Here is a 17,694-nt window from a genome sequence, read left to right as displayed (position 1 = left end):
TGCGAAACGCCCGTTTTGTACCGCCACGCCCGCCGGGCCGTGGGCAACAATCAGAGCGGAATGCGCCGCCTATCGGCCGCTCCGCGCAACGGAGGACGCAACATCATGCACAAGTCAGCGCCATACCGGCGCCTGCTCCTCGGGAGCCTGTTGTTTATCGCCGTCATCGCGCTGCTGGTTTACGGCATCGGTTGGGAAACCCTCAAGTCGCGCCGGGAAGATTTGATCTACCTCGGCCAGCAACACATGTTCCTGGTGGTGTGTTCCATGCTGCTGTCGCTGCTGGTCGGCATTCCCAGCGGCATCCTGCTGAGCCGCCCTTTCGCCCGCCGCTGGGCGGAGCACGTGATGCAGATCTTTAACGTCGGCAACACCCTGCCGCCGCTGGCGGTGCTGGCGCTGGCGATGGTGATCATCGGCATCGGCGACCGGCCGGCGGTGGTGGCGTTGTTCCTCGCCTCGCTGCTGCCTATCGTGCGCAATACCTATGCCGGCCTGCGTTCGGTGCCGCCGGCGCTGGTCGAGGCCGCCAACGGTATTGGCATGACCGCCGGACAGCGGCTGCGCCAGGTCGAACTGCCCAACGCCCTGCCGGTGATCTTCGCCGGGGTGCGCATCGCGATGGCGATTAACGTCGGCACCGCGCCGCTGGCGTTTTTGATCGGCGCCAGCAGCTACGGCGAGCTAATTTTCCCCGGCATCTACCTGAACGACTTTCCGACGCTGATCCTCGGCGCCGCCGCCACCGCGCTGATCGCCCTGCTGCTCGATCTGGCGCTGGCCGGTCTCGGTCGCCGGCTCAGCCCGCACACCGCATCCTGATGGGAGAAACGCGATGACTCGATGGTTACAACCCCTCCGCCACGCGCTGCTGTTCTCCTTGCTGATGACCGGTGCGGCCGCCTGGGCCGCCCCGCTGACGCTGGCGAGCAAGAACTTTACCGAACAGCGCATTCTGTCGGCGATCACCGTGCAATACCTGCGGGCCAAAGGTTTTCAGGTCGAACCCAAAACCAATCTGGCTACGGTGATCACCCGCAACGCGATGATCAACAAACAGATCGACATGACCTGGGAATACACCGGCACCTCGCTGATCATCTTTAACCACATCAATAAGCGCATGTCGCCGCAGGAAACCTACGACACGGTGAAAAAGCTCGACGCCAAACTCGGCCTGGTGTGGCTGCAGCCGGCGGACATGAACAACACCTATGCCTTCGCCATGCAGCGCCGGCGCGCGGAAAAAGAGCAGATCCGCACGATGTCGCAGCTGGTGGCCAAAGTGGAACAGGTGCGTAAAACCGATCCGAAACACAACTGGCTGCTGGGGCTGGATCTGGAGTTCGCCGGCCGTTCGGACGGTCTGAAACCGATGCAGGCGCTGTACGACATGCCGCTGGATCGCCCGCAAATCCGCCAGATGGACCCCGGCCTGGTCTACAACGCCATCCGCGACGGCTTCGTCGACGCCGGGCTGGTGTACACCACCGACGGCCGGGTGAAAGGCTTCGATCTGCAGGTGCTGGAAGACGACAAAGGCTATTTCCCGAGCTATGCGGTCACGCCGGTGGTGCGCGCCGACGTGTTGCAAAACACGCCGGGGCTGGAAGCGGCGCTGAACACGCTGTCGAAACAGTTCAACAATCAGGTGATCACCGAGCTTAACGCCAAGGTGGATATCGACTACCAGACGCCGCAACAGGTCGCCGACGCGTTCCTCAAGCAGCGCGGCCTGATTTAGGAGGCATGATGAATACCTTACTTTACGCCTGGCAAAACTGGGCCTATATCGCCGGATTGACGCTGGAACACCTGCTGCTGATCGGCATCGCCGTCGGCCTGGCGATCCTGATCGGCGTGCCGCTCGGCGTGCTGATCGTCCGCCACAAATGGCTGGCGACGCCGGTGCTGAGCCTGGCCACGCTGGTGCTGACCGTGCCCTCCATCGCTCTGTTCGGGCTGATGATCCCGCTGTTTTCCTTAATCGGCCACGGCATTGGCTACGTACCGGCGATCACCGCGGTGTTCCTCTACTCGCTGCTGCCGATCGTGCGCAATACCCACACCGCGCTCGACAACCTGCCCGGCGGGCTGCGCGAAGCCGGCCGCGGCATCGGCATGACGTTCTGGCAACGCCTGCGCTGGGTGGAGATCCCGGTGGCGCTGCCGGTCATTTTCGGCGGCATTCGCACCGCCGTGGTGATGAATATCGGCGTGATGGCGATCGCCGCGGTGATCGGCGCCGGCGGCCTCGGCCTGCTGCTGCTCAACGGCATCAGCAGCAGCGACATTCGCCAGTTGATTACCGGAGCCGTGATGATCAGCCTGCTGGCGATCGTCCTCGATTGGTTATTGCACCGCTTGCAAATTGCGCTCACGCCCAAGGGGATCCGCTCATGATTAAATTGGAAAATCTGACCAAACAGTTCATGCAGAAGAACGGCACACCGTTCAACGCCGTCGACAACATCAATCTGGACGTGCCGGAAGGCGAAATCTGCGTGCTGCTCGGCCCTTCCGGCTGCGGCAAAACCACCACGCTGAAGATGATCAACCGCCTGATCGAACCCACCGGCGGCACCATTCTGATCAACGGCGAAGACACCAGCGCGCTGGATACTGTCAGCCTGCGCCGCAAAATCGGCTACGTCATCCAGCAGATCGGTCTGTTCCCCAACATGACCATCGAGGAGAACATCACCGTAGTGCCGCGCATGCTGGGCTGGGACAAAAAACGCTGCCACGATCGCGCCGAGGAGCTGATGAGCATGGTGGCGCTGGATCCCAAGCGCTTTTTGCACCGCTACCCGAAAGAGATGTCCGGCGGGCAGCAGCAGCGCATCGGCGTGATCCGCGCGCTGGCGGCCGATCCGCCGGTGCTGCTGATGGATGAACCCTTCGGCGCGGTGGATCCGATCAACCGCGAAACCATCCAAAACGAGTTTCTCGACATGCAGCGTCAGCTGAAGAAGACCGTGATGCTGGTCAGCCACGACATCGACGAAGCGCTGAAGCTCGGCGATCGCATCGCGGTGTTCCGCCAGGGCAAGATCGTGCAGAACGCCAGCGCCGATGAGCTGCTGGCGCGCCCGGCGAACGACTTCGTCGCCTCCTTTGTCGGCCAGGATCGCACGCTGAAGCGCCTGCTGCTGGTGCAGGCCGGCGACGTGGCCGATCAACAGGAAACGGTGACGGTGCGGCGGGAGACGCCGCTAGTGGAGGCGTTCGGGCTGATGGACGATATCGACGCCCGCTCGGTGACGGTGGTGGACGCCGACGGCAAACCGCTGGGCTACGTCAAACGCCGTGAGGCGCGCGGCGCGCCCGGGGTGTGCGCCGACAGCCTGCACCGCTTTCGCGTCACCGCCCGCGCGGAGGAGAACCTGCGCGTAGTGCTGTCCAAGCTGTACGAACACAACACCTCCTGGATGCCGATCGTCGATGAAGACGGCCGCTACAGCGGCGAAATCTCGCAGGATTATATCGCCGACTACCTCAGTTCCGGCCGCACGCGCCGGGTGTTGACGCCGCAATAACCCCCGCCGGGGCGCTCGCCGCCCCGCCTATGCCGCAGTTTGCTAAAGATTCACTGGTCATCGGCCGGAGCGCCAAGCACAATGCGCTGATGACCCTTTGATTTTTCTCACGACGCCGCCCACGCATGAAAAGATTGGTCCACCTGCACCACTATCGCGCCCTGCTGCGCAGCCTGTTTATCGCCGTGTTTATCGGCGTCGCCGCCGCCCTGGCGGTGTGGCTGTTCCACCGTTCGATGATTGGCCTCGAGTGGCTGCTGCTCGGCAATGCCGACGGCAGCCTGGTGGCCGCCGCCGCCGCGCTGCCCGGCTGGCGACGCGCGCTGACGCCCGCGCTGGGCGGTCTGGCGGCGGGCCTGCTGCTGTATATTCACCAGCGCTACCGTCACCAGCGTCCGGCGGCGCCCACCGACTATATGGAAGCGATTGAGACCGGCAACGGCAAGCTGGATACCGGCGCCAGTCTGGTGAAGTGTCTGGCGTCGCTGCTGGTGGTGTCGAGCGGCAGCGCCATCGGCCGTGAAGGTGCGATGATCCTGCTGGCGGCGCTGGTGGGATCGCTCTTCGCCCAGCGCTTTACGCACGAGAAAGAATGGAAACTGTGGGTGGCCTGCGCCGCCGCCGCCGGGATGGCCAGCGCCTATCATGCGCCGTTGGCGGGCAGCCTGTTTATCGCCGAGATCCTGTTCGGCACCCTGATGCTGGCCTCGCTCGGCCCGGTCGTGATCGCCGCAGTGAGCGCCCTGCTGATGACCAACCTGCTCAACGGCGGCCAGGCGCCGCTCTACCTGGTGACGCCGCTCTCCGCCCCTCTGCCGACGCAATACCTGCTGATGGCGCTGGTCGGCGTGGTGGCCGGCGCCGGCGGGCCGCTGTTTTTGTGGTTGATGACCGCCACCGGCCGCGCGTTCCGATCGCTGCGGTTGAAGCCGCCGTTGCAGCTGGCGCTGGGCGGCCTGATCGTCGGGCTGCTTTCGCTGCTGTTCCCGCAGGTGTGGGGCAACGGTTACAGCGTGGTGCAGGCGCTGCTGATCGCGCCGCCGGGGGTGTTGCTGCTGGGGGCGATCCTGGTATGCAAGCTGTTGGCGATCCTCGCCAGCAGCGGGTCGGGCGCGCCCGGCGGGGTCTTCACCCCGACGCTGTTCGTCGGCGCCGCGCTCGGTTCTATCATCGGTCAGCTGTTCGGCCTGTGGCCGGGCATGGATGCGGCGGTGCCGCTGCTGCTGGCGCTGACCGGCATGGCCACCCTGCTGGCCGCCACCACCCATGCGCCGATCATGGCGGCGCTGATGGTGTTTGAAATGACCGGCGAATACGCGCTGCTGCCCGGCATTCTGCTGGCCTGCGTGATCGCCACCACCGTGTCGCGCGGCCTGCGGCCGGTATCGGTATACCACACCGCGCCACCACCCAAACGCGAGGCTTAAAACTCTCCCTGCTGCAGCAGCTTCCTGAACTGCGGGCACTGCAGGTGTTCCGGTTCAGGGCAATCGACCATGTGCTGCAAACCGGCGCGCACCTGCCCCAGACGCCGCAGGGTGTGATCCAGTTCTTCAATCCGCGCCGCCAGCAGCCGGCGATCGAGGGCAATGCGTCCCCGCTCGTCAAACAGCGAGGCGATCTCGTCCAGCGTAAATCCCGCCAGCCGCCCGAGGGCGATCAGCTTCAGTTGATCCAGCACCCCAGCGGCGTATTGGCGACGTAAACCATTGCGGCCTATCGACGCGATCAGCCCTTTTTTCTCGTAATGCCGCAGCGCCGAGGGCGCAATACCGCTCAAAAGCGCCACCTCGCCAATATCCAGTTCTTTTGCCATTGACTTGAAGTCGACTTTAAGTTGCACACTGTGCGCACATTATCACGTTACTGAGTTAAGGACACCCGCATGACCCTCGATATGTTAGCGCGCATTCTGTTCATCGGCGCCGGCGCCACCCTCTGCATGGATTTGTGGGCGTTGCTGCTGAAGCGACGCTTCGGCATCCCTTCCCTCGATTACGCGCTGGTGGGCCGCTGGTTTCTCGGCATGTTCGACGGCCGCTGGTTTCACGCCACCATCGTCACGGCGCCGCCGCGCCAGGGCGAGAGAAAAATCGGCTGGATATTGCACTATGCCATCGGCATCGCGTTCGCCTTTATCCCGCTCGGCTTGGCGGGCATCGAGTGGTACGCAGCGCCGACGCCGATCGTCGCGATGTTGAGCGGCTGGCTGAGTCTGGCGGCGCCGTTTCTGGTGATGCAGCCTGCGCTGGGCTTTGGCGTGGCGGCGGCCAAAACCGCCAACCCGAGAAGAGCGCGGTTGCTCAGCCTGCTCACCCACACGGTGTATGGGCTGGGCCTGCTGATCGCCGCCCGGTTGTTGGCGGCGCTTTGCGCCTGAGCGAGCTTACAGCAGCGTGGAAATGTCGAGGTAGTGCGCCAGTTCGCGCTGCTCCGCGCGCGGCAGGTACGGAATTTCACCCAGCAGCGGCGCGGAAATGCGCTGCTGCAGCGCCGCGATGGTTTCGGCATAGTGCGCCAACCCCGGATTGATGCGGTTGGCGACCCAGCCCAACAACGGCAGGCCGTCATTGATAATCGACTGTGCGGTCAGCAACGCGTGGCTGACGCAGCCCAGCTTGATGCCCACCACCAGCACCACCGGCAGCTGTTCCTGCACCACCCACTCGGCGTAAGGCCGCAGATCGTTCATCAGCACCCGCCAACCGCCGCTGCCTTCCACCACCACCGTATCGGCTTTGGCTGACAGATCCCGCAGACCGCTGCTCATCACGCCATAGTTGATGTCCTCGGTCGCATGCGCGTGAAACACCTCATCCAGGCAGGTGATGGGATTGATCTCCTCGTAGGACAGCGGCAGGGTTGAAGATGCCTGCAATACCAAAGCGTCTTTATTGCGGATGCCCTCGCTGGTTTCCTGGCAGCGCGCGGCGATCGGCTTGTAACCGGCCACCGAACGGCCTTCGGCGGCCAGCGCCTGCATCAACCCGCGGGAAACCACGGTTTTACCGACGTCGGTATCCGTGCCTGTCACAAATAAACGCTTCAACATGAATAAAATGCCCCAGAATGCCCCGTTAACAATGTATCGCCGCACCGGCGGCGAAGAAGTCTTTCGGAAAAATTCTAGGGGATGCTGCCGCGTAGGGGCTTGAGGTAGCTCAATCTTTTGCAGGATTAATAAGAAGTTCTGATGTTAGCCTTGCAGCAGTTGCACCAGCAATGAACCATTGTACAGCGCCTCTTTCACCAGCGCCGCGCCGGGCATGGTGCCCTGATTGAAGAACTGCGTGGATTCGACCTTGACCTGCTCGCTGTAGGCCGGCAGCGCCTGCTGGCGAATGCAGGAGACGATGGCCGGGTGCAATATCTCCGCCGCGCGGTTGAGCGGCGAGCCCACCAGGATCTTCTCCGGATTGAACAGGTTGACCATGATAGCCAGAATGCGCCCCACGCTGTGACCGACGCCGAGAATGATGTCCCGCGCCAGCTGATCGCCCGCCAGCGCGGCGTCGCACAGCGATTCGACGGTCAGCGGCGCGCCGTGCAGGCTGGAGCTCATCGAGCCGCTCAGCCGCTGCTGGGCGATCTCCAGCATGTTCTCGATGCTGGCCACGGTTTCGAGACAGCCGTGGTTGCCGCAGTAGCAGCGTTTGCCGTAGGGATCGACCTGGGTGTGGCCGATCTCCACCACGCTGTGGCTGCCGGCGTGCAGCACGTGGCCGCCGGTGATCACGCCGGCGCCGACGTTGTGGTCGATCACCACCTGAATCACGTTCTGGCTGCCGCGCGAGGCGCCATATAGCGCCTCGGCCATGGTCCAGGCGCTGATGTCGTGCTGCAGGTAAACCGGCAGACCGGTGCGGGTTTCCAGCGCCGGGCCGAGCGGCATCTCCAGCACGTCGTAAAACGGCATGCGGTGCACCACGCCGGACTGCACGTCGATCATGCCCGGCAGCGTAATGGCGATCGCCGTCAGCCGCTCCAGCTTGCTTTGGTGGCGGATAAAGAATTGGTCGACTTCGGTCAGGATGCGTTTCAGCAGCGGTTCGGGGTGTTCGGCCGCCAGCGGCAGCTGCTCCTCCACCACCAGTTTACTGCTGAGATCGCGCAGCGCCAGCGTGATGCTGCCGCGGCTGATACGGGCGGACAGGTAATGCCAGGCCTCGGTGTCCAGCACCAGCCCCACCGCCGGGCGGCCCCGGCTGCCGATTTCCTGGTACTCGGTTTCCTTGACCAGATGGGCTTCCAGCAGTTCGCGCACGATCTTGGTGATGCTGGCGGGCGCCAGCTGCGCGCGTTTTGACAGTTCGATACGCGAAATCGGGCCCAGCTGATCGATTAGCCGATAAACCGCCCCCGCATTGGTCTGCTTGATTTGATCGATATGCCCAGGCTGCCCAACCGCAATCACAAACCTGCTCCTACAATTTTTCGCGCTTCTAAATAAAGACTAGGGGTTATGGTGGGGCTTTTGTCATACAGCGTCAACTATTTGATTAGTTATGTGATTTGCTGCACAAATTCCTCGCAATTTCAGCGTGAATTGATTTTTATTTGCCCAAGTTCAACGTCATTTCAGCATCAACGCCATCAGCGCCTGCGCGGCAGCGGTCAGCGGCCGGCGGCGGTGATGCACCAGCCACACTTCGGTGGTGGCGTCCGGCTCCGCCAGCGGCAAATAGCGCACGCCGTCCACCCTCACCCGGGCGAAAGACGCCGGCAGAATCGAGACGCCCAATCCGGCGGAGACCAGCCCGATGATGGTCATCGCTTCCCCCACTTCCTGGGTGATATACGGGGTAATGCCGGCTTTGCCGAGCAGCAGCAGAATTTCGTCGTACAGCGCGGTGCCCACTTCGCGCGAGAAGAACACGAACGGCTCCCGCGCCAAGTGTTGAAACCGCAGCGCGCCGCCGGGCGTTTCCGCCAGCGGATGCCCTTCCGGCACCACCGCCACCAGCGGCTCACGCAGCAGCAGCTGATAGCGCAGCGCCTCCGGCAGCCGCGTATTGCGCATCACCCCCAGATCCAGCTCACCATTCAGCAGCGGTTCGATCTGCTGTTTGGTGTTGATTTCGCGCATCTTGATGTGCACCTGCGGGGACTGCTGGCGAAAGGCGCGCAGGCTGCGCGCCACCACGCCGATAAAGGGTGCGGAAGAAGTAAAGCCGATGGTCATTTCCCCCAGTTCGCCGCGATCCAGGCGCGCCGCCTTTTCCGCCGCGCGCCCGACCTGATCGAGCACCTGATAGGCTTCTTTGAGGAACATCTCCCCGGCTTGCGTCAAGCTGACGTTGCGGTTGTTGCGCGCCAGCAAGCGCGCGCCGACCATCTCTTCCAGCGCCTGAATTTGCTGGCTGAGCGGCGGCTGGGAGATGCGCAACCGCTCGGCGGCGCGGCCAAAATGCAGCTCTTCCGCCACGGCGATAAAATAACGCAGGTGTCTCAGTTCGATATTCATATTTAAAACATCTTAATTTGAATTATTAATATATTAGACAAAAAAATCGCCGCTCCCTATCATTTTGTTATCTGCAAAGTATCTGTTTATCTCCCCGAAGTTCGGTAAGGAAACGCTGTGACAACCCCTGTGCGTTCTGCGGCCGCGATGCCATCGACGCTGGCCGCCAACGATGACGCGGCCGCTGCGCCAAAAGTAAAACGCTCCACCCTCAACAACAAACTCCCCTATATCGAACGCGGCACGCCGCAGTTTATGCGCGTAACGCTGGCGCTGTTTTCCGCCGGGCTGGCGACCTTCGCGTTGCTTTACTGCGTGCAGCCGATCCTGCCGGTGCTGTCGCAAGATTTCGGCGTCTCGCCGGCCGAAAGCAGCCTGTCGCTCTCGGTCTCTACCGGCCTGCTGGCGATCGGCCTGATGTTCACCGGGCCGCTGTCCGACGCCATCGGCCGCAAGTCGGTGATGGTGGTGGCGCTGTTGCTGGCGGCAGTCTGCACGCTGATTTGCGCCTTTATGACCAGCTGGCACGGCATTTTGCTGATGCGCGCGCTGATCGGCCTGTCGCTGAGCGGCGTGGCGGCGGTCGGCATGACCTATCTCAGCGAAGAGATCCATCCGAGCTTCGTCGCCTTCTCGATGGGGCTGTATATCAGCGGCAACTCGATCGGCGGCATGAGCGGCCGCCTGGTGACCGGGGTGTTGACCGATTTCTTTTCCTGGCGCGTATCGCTTGGCGTCATCGGCCTGTTCGCCCTCGCCGCCGCCTGCATGTTCTGGCGTATCCTGCCTGCCTCGCGGCATTTTCGCGCCAGCTCGCTGCGCCCGCGCACCCTGCTGATCAACTTCAAACTGCATTGGCACGATAAGGGGCTGCCGCTGCTGTTCGCGGAGGGTTTCCTGCTGATGGGCAGCTTCGTCACCCTGTTCAACTACATCGGTTATCGCCTGCTGGCGGATCCTTATCACCTGAGCCAGGCGGTGGTCGGCCTGCTGTCGGTGGTGTACCTCACCGGTTCCTACAGCTCGCCCAAGGCCGGCGCGCTCACCTCACGCTTCGGACGCGGCCCGGTGCTGCTGGCGTCGATCGTGATTATGCTGATCGGGATCCTGATTACCGCGCTGCCGCAGGTGCCGGCGATCTTTATCGGCATGATGCTGTTCACCGCCGGTTTCTTCGCCGCCCACTCGGTGGCCAGCAGCTGGATTGGCCGCCGCGCGCGCCGCGCCAAAGGCCAGGCGTCGTCGCTGTATCTGTTCTGCTATTACGTCGGCTCCAGCGTGGCCGGCACCCTCGGCGGCGTGTTCTGGCACAGCTTCGGCTGGAATGGCGTGGCGGCGTTCATCAGCCTGATGCTGTTGCTGGCGCTGCTGGTGGTGCATTACCTGAAACGCCTGCCGGAAGCGGCCCGTCTCTGAAAAGAAAAAGCCGCGGCGACTTGCCGCGGCTCGTCATGCCGGAGCCTGTGATTATTGACCGGTTTTCCAGCGGGTGCGCAGGTACTTCACGGCCTTATCCGTTTGCGGCTCGGTCAGATAACGTTGCCGGAACAGGATGGTTCCCCCCATCCCCGGCAGGCTCTCGTTGAGATCCAACTGCCTTTTCAGCTCGGGAACGCCGCCGTCGACGGTCCAGGCCGGCTCGCTGGCCGATGGCGTGCCCACTTTATACAGCGCCACCCCGGCATAAAGCCGAACCGGCGTGCCTTTCACCACCTCGGCCCACCAGTTGGCCAGCACGTCGTAGCGGACAATTTCACGATCAAAAGGCCAATACAGCTGCGGTGCGATGTAGTCGAGCAGCCCCAGCTTGACCCACTGGCGCGTATCGGCATAGGCCGTATCGTACGACGGCGCGCCGGCCCGCGTCGCCGAGCCGGCAGGATCGTCCGCTTGGTTTCGCCATACGCCCGCCGGGCTGACGCCAAACGCGACCGCGGGCTTCAACGCTTTGACGGTGGCGGAAACCTGTTTTATCAATTGCAGCGTATTGTCTCTTCGCCAGGCGGCTTTGTCTGCAAACCCTTGGCCGTATTCGCGATACGTCCTTTCATCATCCAGCGGCGATTGCGGCGTTTCGTAATAGAAATAATCGTCAAACTGAATGCCGTCGACATCATAGTTTTTGACGACTTCAGCCACCACGCCGGTGATCCAGTTGCGCACGTCGGGCAGACCAGGATCGAGCACGAAGCGATCGCTGGCGGTGCGTATCCAGTCGGGATGCAGCGCATAGACGCTGGCCGGCGGCGACTGCAGCGTATGATTAAGTGCATCTATCGTTTGCTGTCGGGTATTCATGGAAACCCGATAAGGGTTCAGCCAGGCGTGGACCTTGATGCCGCGCCGGTGCGCTTCTGTCAGCATAAAGGCCAGCGGATCATAACCGGGATCCTGGCCCACGGTGCCGGTCAATACCTCCGACCAGGGCAAGATGTCAGAACGCCACAGGGCCGTTCCGTCCGGTTTAACCTGAAAATACACCGTGTTAATCCCGGTTTTCACCATGTCGTCCAACGCGTCCGTCAGCCCCTGCTTCTGCAGGCGCACCCGCTCTTGCGGGGATTCCGCTTTCAGCGAGGCCGCCGGCGGCCAGTCCAATCCAATGACCGTGGACAGCCAGATGCCCCGCATCGGTGTAACCGGCGGTGTCGGCCGCGAGGGCTTCTCCGGTTCGGGGGGCTTGGCGCATCCGCCCACGCCCAGCATGGCGGCCATCAACAGCCATCCGCCTAATTTTGTTGCGCCTGTCGGCATCAGTATTCTCCTTCCGTGAGTGACGGTTATCCCATGTCGCGGCGTGCGGAGCAAGAAACCGCCCGCTTTCTCAACGCTAGCAAGCTGCCGGCGTCGCCCTTTCTGACGACGCCGGTACTTGTCCCATTACCAGCTCAGCCCCGTCCCGCGAGGGAACGCCACCTTGCCGGTATTGGTTTGCTCATCGTAGTCGTGCCAGGTGTTGACCGGCAGTTTTCCGTGCGGTGTGATTTTACCCGTCAGCACCTGCGCCAGCGATACCATCGAGTGACCGCGCCATACGCCGCCGTCATAGCCGTAATAGGAATAGGTAGCGACAGCTGCCTCCACCTCTGCGGCATAGTTCACGATATCGTAAGGTGCGCGCAGTGAGAGATGAACGCGCTTTTTTCCCTGCTCGGCGGCGTATTTCAGCCAGCCTGGATAAGGACTGGTATCATTAGCCGCCCCGGTTGCGGAGGTCACGACCCCATCCTGCTCGGCAGGCGTAAAGCGGGTTGAGAGGGTTCCGAGCAAGAACACGTCGCAGCCGGCAATATGTTCCCTGACCTGGGCGTCGCTCAGTTCCGTTTCCTTCGCGGCCACGACGTTCTGATAGCCCTCCTGCGCCATCACGTTCGCAATGCCGTTGGCCTGCTCGCCCCACGGCGTCAGAATAAAGTAGCGCAGCGCCTTGTCCTTTAGCGGCAGCAGACATTGACGGTTGATAACCACGGTAATGGAACGATCGGCGATGCGCTTTTCCAGCTTGTGCGCTGACGACGCAACGTCGTTGGAACAAGGTTTATCGCTATGGCCCATCAGGCCATGGCGTAATTTCAGGCGCAAAATGCGCTCGACCGAGGCATCGATATCAGCCTCGCTGAGATGCCCGGTTTTCACCCGCTCCGCAATGTAGCGGATAAGCTCGGGCAGCAGGCTCGCCTGCGCCGGCGAGGCGATGCTGACAGGCATCAGAGCAATATCCACCCCGGCGCTAAAGACGTTTTCAGCCGCCGCTTGCTGGCTGAAATGCTCGGCAATCGCGCCCATATCCAGCGCGTCTGAAATCGTTACGCCGGCATAACCCAGCTCATTGCGCAGGATCTGGGTCTGGATTTCGCGCGACATGGTGGCCGGCACCGTGATTTTATCACCGTTGCGGGTGTCGATCTGGCTGTTATCCAGTGCGGGGTACTGAATATGCGCAGTCATCACCATGTCCGGCGCCACGCAGCGGTCAATGGCCTGTTTGTAAGGCGCGATATCGATGGCAAAGGCCTCTTCCCGCGTACGATCGACGCGCGGCAAACCGGTATGCGAGTCGGTGGAGGTGCTGCCATGGCCGGGGAAGTGTTTGTACGCGGTGATCAGCCCTTGCTGCTTCATTCCCGCCACCATTTTCTCGGCCAGGCGGGCAACGGTGTTCTTATCATCGCTGAAGGCGCGAACGTTAATCACCGGGTTGAACGGGTTGGTGTTGACGTCCACGACCGGGGCAAAGTTGGTATTGATATGCAACGCGCGCATATCCTGGGCCATCAGTTTGCCCTGTTCAACGGCGAGCTGTTTATCCGCGCCGCCCTCAATCGCCGCCGCCAGCGCCATATTGCCGGGGAATGAGGCGTAGTCGCCGCGCGGCAGCCGGAAAACGTTACCGCCTTCGTTATCCGTGCCAATAAACAAACGAACGCCGGCGTGCGTTTTCATCGCGGCATACCAGGCCGTCAGCGTTTTGATCTGCTGCTTGTCTTTCAGATTATTGGCAAACAGGATCACCCCACCTATGTGGTTATCGGTGATCAGCTTGCCAATGGCTGCATCGGGAACGGTCATATCCTGATTGCTGCTACCGTTCTGATCCCAGTAGCGAAAATCCAGCATGATTTTTTGCCCGATCTTCTCTTCCAGCGTCATGTTTTTGACTTTCTGTTTAATATCCACCGTAAACCTCCGTTTAAAGCACCCGTTAATGACAGAAGAAAAGATAACCCGAGGGGCTCATAGCGTCCTGCCATTCTGTTTGTTCCAGCGATTGGACAACGGCAAACAAGAAATGGACTAAACAAAAAATAAACGAGCGAGAGAATTCCCCCTGCTGCCCGCCCTATTTCCCCTGGCAAGCTGGGCGGGCAGTTTAGCCGAGTATTGCCCCATTGCCGATGTTGCCCCCAGTCGGCCACTCTTCTATAGTATGTTGTAACTAATATGGGAGTGAGCGATGAGCAGATACGATGTGATTGGCCGAATGAACGCCTGCTTTAACGAGCTGGAGCAGGCGCTCGGCGCGTTGCAGCAGCAGATCGCCCCGCTGCGGTTGCTGGCGGCGCGGGTGTTCAGCCTGCCGGAGGTTGAAAAAGGCCAGGAACATCAGGCGATTTCGCATATCGCGGTCGAGCAGCATGTGGGGCAAGCGGCGCGCGATCTGGCGCTGGAACACTATCAACGGTTGTTCATCCACCATAACCGGGAGAATGTCAGCAGCAAGGCCGCCGTGCGCCTGCCCGGCGTCATCTGTCTGGCGGTGGAGCAACCGGAATATCAGACGTTGCAGACGCAGTTAGCGCTGATCAACCGCCTGAAGAGCGAACTGGAGCAGATTATCACCGTCGATTCCGGTCTGGCGCCGGAGCAGCGTTTCGAGTTCGTGCACACCCATCTGCACGGACTGATTACCCTCAGCGCCTACCGCACCCTCACCGCCCTGACCAATCCCGACTCCGTGCGTTTCGGCTGGGCCAACAAGCACATCATCAAAAACGTCAAGCGGGACGACATTCTGGCGCAGCTGGAGAAAAGCCTGAAAGCCGGCCGCGCGGTGCCGCCGCACAGCCGTGAACAGTGGGCCGCCCTGGTCAGCCGCGAAATAGACGATGTCAGCCGCCTGCCGCAGCATGCGACGCTGAAAATCAAGCGGCCGGTAAAAGTGCAGCCGATCGCCCGGGTGTGGTATCAGCAGCAGCAAAAACAGGTGCAACACCCCTGCCCGCTGCCGCTGATCGCCCTGTGTCAGGTTGAAAACGGCGCTGCGGTGCCGAAGATTGGCGAACTGCTCAACTACGACGCCGACGCGGTGAAACACCGTTACAAACCCGACGCCAGGCCGCTGCGGCTGCTGGTGCCGCGCTTGCACCTGTATGCCGACGACGCTACTCGCTGAGGGCATACACCCGCAGGCGATGGCCGTCCGGATCCCGCGCCACGAAGGTGTAACCGAATTCCATCTCGGTCGGCGTTTGCTCGATAGGCAGCCCGAGTTCGCGCCACTGGTTATAGCGCGCCTCGACCTCTTGCGGATCCTGGCACAAGAAGCCCAGCTCACCGCCGCCGCCGGTCAACGTGGCGGCGGGTTTTACCCCCTGTTTGGCCCACATCCCCAGCTTGAAGCCGTTGCTGAGTACGAACAGGGCGAAGCCGGGAGAAAGTTCCACCGGCGCCTGTCCCAGTAAACGTTGATAAAAGGCGGCGCTGTTGAGCGGGTTGTCGACGTAAAGCAGGGTCATGCTGGGAAGGGTCATCGGTCTGTCCTCTGGATGATGGGAACCGGTCGGTTCCCGATAGGCACAGACTAAGGCGCGCGACTGACAGTTTATGGCAGCAGCGTGCCGCTATTGCTCCGCAATGCCCTCGCTGAGGCGCCACTCTTTCAGCAGCCGCCGCCGGCCACGCGGATAGCGCTGTTCCAACGGCGTGGCGGCCTGGATGCGATCGAGGCGAAAATGGCGAAAGGCCTGACGCAGCTCGCACCAGGCGACCAACATCTGAAACTGATCGAAAAAGCCCAGCGCAAAGGGCCACAGCAGGCGTTCGCTGCGCTGTCCCGCCAGATCGAGGTAGTCGATATGCAGTTTACGCTCGCGGCGGATGGTGTCACGGATCAGCACCCGCATCTCATCCGCCACCGGCGGCGCCTGAACCGGCGCGATAAGCAGCGTATTGGCCTCCAGCTCCTCCCGCAGCGCCGGCGGCAGCACCGCGGCGATCTTGGCCAGCGCCTGGCCCGCCGCGCTCGCCAATTGGCTGTCGCCGCGGCGGCTGACCCAGCGCATCCCCAGCACCAGCGCTTCTGTCTCCGCCGGCGAGAACATCAGCGGCGGCAGCATAAATCCGGGGCGCAGCACATAGCCGACGCCCGCCTCACCGGCGATCTCCGCCCCCTGCTGCTGCAGCGTGGCGATGTCGCGGTACAGGGTGCGCATGCTGATGCCCAGCGTCTGCGCCAGCGCATGGCCCGCCACCGGATAACGGTGGCTGCGCAGCAGCTGCATCAGATCGAGTAAACGTTGTGCGCGCGACATCTTAATTTCTCCATAAAAAAGGGGCTTACCTCAGTAAGCCCCCGGTTGCCTCACAGATCAATTATTTCTGCATGCTGCCGACCATCGCTTCCGGCCGCACCCACTCGTCGAACTGCGCTTCGGTCAGGTAGCCGAGCTTCAGCGCCGCGGCTTTCAGCGTCAGCCCTTCCTTGTGCGCTTTCTTGGCAATTTCCGCCGCTTTGTCATAACCGATGTGGGTGTTGAGCGCCGTCACCAGCATCAGCGATTCATTCAGCAATTGGGTGATGCGATCGCGGTTCGGTTCGATACCCACCGCGCAGTGCTCGTTAAAGCCCTGCATGCCGTCGGCCAGCAGGCGAATCGACTGCAGGTAGTTGTGGATCACCATCGGGCGGAACACGTTCAGCTCGAAGTTGCCGGAAGCGCCGCCGATGTTCACCGCCACGTCGTTGCCCAGCACCTGCGCGCACAGCATGGTCATCGCTTCGCACTGGGTCGGGTTGACCTTGCCCGGCATGATGGAACTGCCCGGCTCGTTCTCCGGGATCGAAATCTCACCGATGCCGCAGCGCGGGCCGGATGCCAGCCAACGTACGTCGTTGGCGATCTTCATCAGCGAAGCCGCCAGCCCTTTCAGCGCGCCATGCCCTTGCACCAGCGCGTCGCAGGTCGCCAGCGCTTCGAACTTGTTCGGCGCGGTGACGAACGGCTGATGGGTCAATTCCGCCAGCGCTTTAGCGACGCGCACCGCGTACTCCGGATGGGTGTTCAGGCCGGTGCCGACCGCCGTGCCGCCCAGCGCCAGCTCGGCAATGTGCGGGATACTGTCCTCGATGTGTTTCAGATTGTGCGCCAGCATCGCCGCCCAACCGGATATCTCCTGCCCCAGGGTCAGCGGCGTGGCGTCCTGCAGATGGGTGCGGCCGATTTTGACGATGTCGCGGTAGGCTTCGGCCTTGTCGCTCAGCGTCTTGTGCAGCACTTTCAGCTCGGGGATCAGGTGCTCGCGCAGCGCAATCACCGCCGCCACGTGCATCGCGGTGGGAAACACGTCGTTGGAGCTCTGGCTTTTATTGACGTCGTCGTTCGGGTGTACCTTGCGCTCTTCACCGCGCACGCCGCCCAGCAGCTCGCTGGCGCGGTTGGCCAACACTTCGTTCATGTTCATGTTGGTCTGGGTGCCGGAGCCGGTTTGCCAGATTGACAACGGGAACTGGTCGGCATGGCGATCCGCCAGCACTTCGTCGGCGGCCTTGATGATAGCGGCGCCCCGTTCGGCCGGCAGCAGCCCCAGATCCACGTTCACCTGCGCGGCGGCGCGCTTGGTCAACGCCAGCGCGTGGATCAGCGCGGTCGGCATCTTTTCGGAGGAAATACGGAAATGCGCCAACGAACGCTGGGTTTGCGCGCCCCACAGCTTGTCGGCCGGTACTTCGATGGGGCCCATAGAGTCTTTTTCGATACGAACGCCTGCCATCATGATCTCCTTAGCATAATTCCTAAAATTGTAGGGTTAGGCCGACGCGCTACCCCCCGTCGGCATGCACTCCCAGTATAGTGACATAATAACTATTCGCATTAAGAGAGTTATCTCACAGCACGTTTCATCTCTTATACCCATTAACGACGCGGTTATTTTCCGCCGGTTAACCCGCGGTGAAATAAACGGCCGGGAATG

17 protein-coding genes are annotated in these 17,694 nt (G+C 62.0%); 8 read left to right on the top strand and 9 right to left on the bottom strand.

The genetic code is table 11. The annotated features are described in order from the left end of the window. The first annotated feature begins 105 nt into the window (after positions 1-105). The 5 genes from J0F90_RS11435 (at position 106) to clcB (ending at position 4,966) form a co-directional block, all read left to right on the top strand. Positions 106-822: an ABC transporter permease gene (locus J0F90_RS11435; protein ID WP_004938551.1), complete on the top strand. Its 717-nt coding sequence runs from the start codon at positions 106-108 to the stop codon at positions 820-822. Between the two features lie 64 nt (positions 823-886). After that, positions 887-1,744: a glycine betaine ABC transporter substrate-binding protein gene (locus tag J0F90_RS11430; RefSeq protein WP_227944616.1), complete on the top strand. Its 858-nt coding sequence runs from the start codon at positions 887-889 to the stop codon at positions 1,742-1,744. A gap of 8 nt (positions 1,745-1,752) precedes the next feature. After that, positions 1,753-2,403 carry an osmoprotectant ABC transporter permease OsmW gene (osmW, locus tag J0F90_RS11425; protein ID WP_033640445.1) on the top strand — a complete coding sequence of 217 codons (651 nt, stop codon included), beginning with the start codon at positions 1,753-1,755 and terminating at the stop codon, positions 2,401-2,403. Next, a complete protein-coding gene (gene osmV / locus J0F90_RS11420) occupies positions 2,400-3,539 on the top strand; it encodes an osmoprotectant ABC transporter ATP-binding protein OsmV (RefSeq protein WP_016927861.1) in 1,140 nt (379 codons plus the stop codon). The genes osmW and osmV overlap by 4 nt, the downstream gene beginning before the upstream one ends. 125 nt (positions 3,540-3,664) lie before the next feature. Next, positions 3,665-4,966 carry a voltage-gated ClC-type chloride channel ClcB gene (gene clcB, locus J0F90_RS11415; protein WP_033640447.1) on the top strand — a complete coding sequence of 434 codons (1,302 nt, stop codon included), beginning with the start codon at positions 3,665-3,667 and terminating at the stop codon, positions 4,964-4,966. Here clcB and J0F90_RS11410 read toward each other — a convergent pair. Next, complete coding sequence (locus J0F90_RS11410) at positions 4,963-5,355, bottom strand: helix-turn-helix domain-containing protein (RefSeq protein WP_033640449.1); 393 nt, start codon at positions 5,353-5,355, stop codon at positions 4,963-4,965. The genes clcB and J0F90_RS11410 overlap by 4 nt on opposite strands. A gap of 69 nt (positions 5,356-5,424) precedes the next feature. Between J0F90_RS11410 and J0F90_RS11405 the strand changes: the two genes are divergently transcribed. Continuing rightward, the gene (locus J0F90_RS11405) at positions 5,425-5,919 is read left to right on the top strand and encodes a DUF2938 family protein (protein ID WP_033640450.1); all 495 of its coding nucleotides are present in this window, start codon (positions 5,425-5,427) and stop codon (positions 5,917-5,919) included. Positions 5,920-5,925: 6 nt separating this feature from the next. Here the strand turns inward: J0F90_RS11405 and bioD are convergent, their stop codons facing one another. The 3 genes from bioD to J0F90_RS11390 form a co-directional block, all read right to left on the bottom strand. Further along, a complete protein-coding gene (gene bioD, locus J0F90_RS11400; protein ID WP_033640451.1) occupies positions 5,926-6,591 on the bottom strand; it encodes a dethiobiotin synthase in 666 nt (221 codons plus the stop codon). Between the two features lie 144 nt (positions 6,592-6,735). Beyond that, positions 6,736-7,953 carry a sugar metabolism global transcriptional regulator Mlc gene (mlc, locus tag J0F90_RS11395; RefSeq protein WP_016927865.1) on the bottom strand — a complete coding sequence of 406 codons (1,218 nt, stop codon included), beginning with the start codon at positions 7,951-7,953 and terminating at the stop codon, positions 6,736-6,738. A 159-nt stretch (positions 7,954-8,112) separates the two neighbouring features. Continuing rightward, entirely contained in the window at positions 8,113-9,003 is an 891-nt protein-coding gene (locus J0F90_RS11390; RefSeq protein ID WP_033640452.1) for a LysR family transcriptional regulator, read from the bottom strand. A gap of 147 nt (positions 9,004-9,150) precedes the next feature. Between J0F90_RS11390 and J0F90_RS11385 the strand changes: the two genes are divergently transcribed. Next, a complete protein-coding gene (locus tag J0F90_RS11385; protein ID WP_170913122.1) occupies positions 9,151-10,419 on the top strand; it encodes an MFS transporter in 1,269 nt (422 codons plus the stop codon). 51 nt (positions 10,420-10,470) lie between these two features. Here J0F90_RS11385 and J0F90_RS11380 read toward each other — a convergent pair whose 3' ends face one another. Together J0F90_RS11380 and J0F90_RS11375 are read right to left on the bottom strand one after the other, a co-directional pair. Continuing rightward, a complete protein-coding gene (locus tag J0F90_RS11380; protein WP_033640455.1) occupies positions 10,471-11,757 on the bottom strand; it encodes a glycoside hydrolase family 10-like protein in 1,287 nt (428 codons plus the stop codon). Positions 11,758-11,883: 126 nt separating this feature from the next. Next, a complete protein-coding gene (locus J0F90_RS11375; protein ID WP_033640458.1) occupies positions 11,884-13,680 on the bottom strand; it encodes a glycoside hydrolase family 3 protein in 1,797 nt (598 codons plus the stop codon). A 277-nt stretch (positions 13,681-13,957) separates the two neighbouring features. On the opposite strand from J0F90_RS11375, the gene tus reads away from it, so the two are divergent. Next, on the top strand, positions 13,958-14,896 hold the full coding sequence (gene tus, locus J0F90_RS11370; RefSeq protein ID WP_033640460.1) for a DNA replication terminus site-binding protein: 939 nt from the start codon (positions 13,958-13,960) through the stop codon (positions 14,894-14,896). Here the strand turns inward: tus and J0F90_RS11365 are convergent. The 3 genes from J0F90_RS11365 to fumC form a co-directional block, all read right to left on the bottom strand. Next, positions 14,886-15,254, bottom strand: coding sequence for a VOC family protein (locus J0F90_RS11365; RefSeq protein WP_033640462.1), 369 nt, complete (start codon positions 15,252-15,254; stop codon positions 14,886-14,888). The genes tus and J0F90_RS11365 overlap by 11 nt on opposite strands. A 90-nt stretch (positions 15,255-15,344) precedes the next feature. Next, a complete protein-coding gene (locus J0F90_RS11360; protein ID WP_016927872.1) occupies positions 15,345-16,034 on the bottom strand; it encodes a helix-turn-helix transcriptional regulator in 690 nt (229 codons plus the stop codon). A 61-nt stretch (positions 16,035-16,095) separates the two neighbouring features. Next, on the bottom strand, positions 16,096-17,493 hold the full coding sequence (gene fumC / locus J0F90_RS11355) for a class II fumarate hydratase (protein ID WP_016927873.1): 1,398 nt from the start codon (positions 17,491-17,493) through the stop codon (positions 16,096-16,098). Positions 17,494-17,694 lie beyond the last annotated feature (201 nt).

Source organism: Serratia marcescens subsp. marcescens ATCC 13880, assembly GCF_017299535.1.
Lineage (GTDB): Bacteria > Pseudomonadota > Gammaproteobacteria > Enterobacterales > Enterobacteriaceae > Serratia > Serratia marcescens.
Note: the sequence above shows the minus strand (reverse complement) of the source record. Positions and strands in the feature narration are given on the sequence as shown.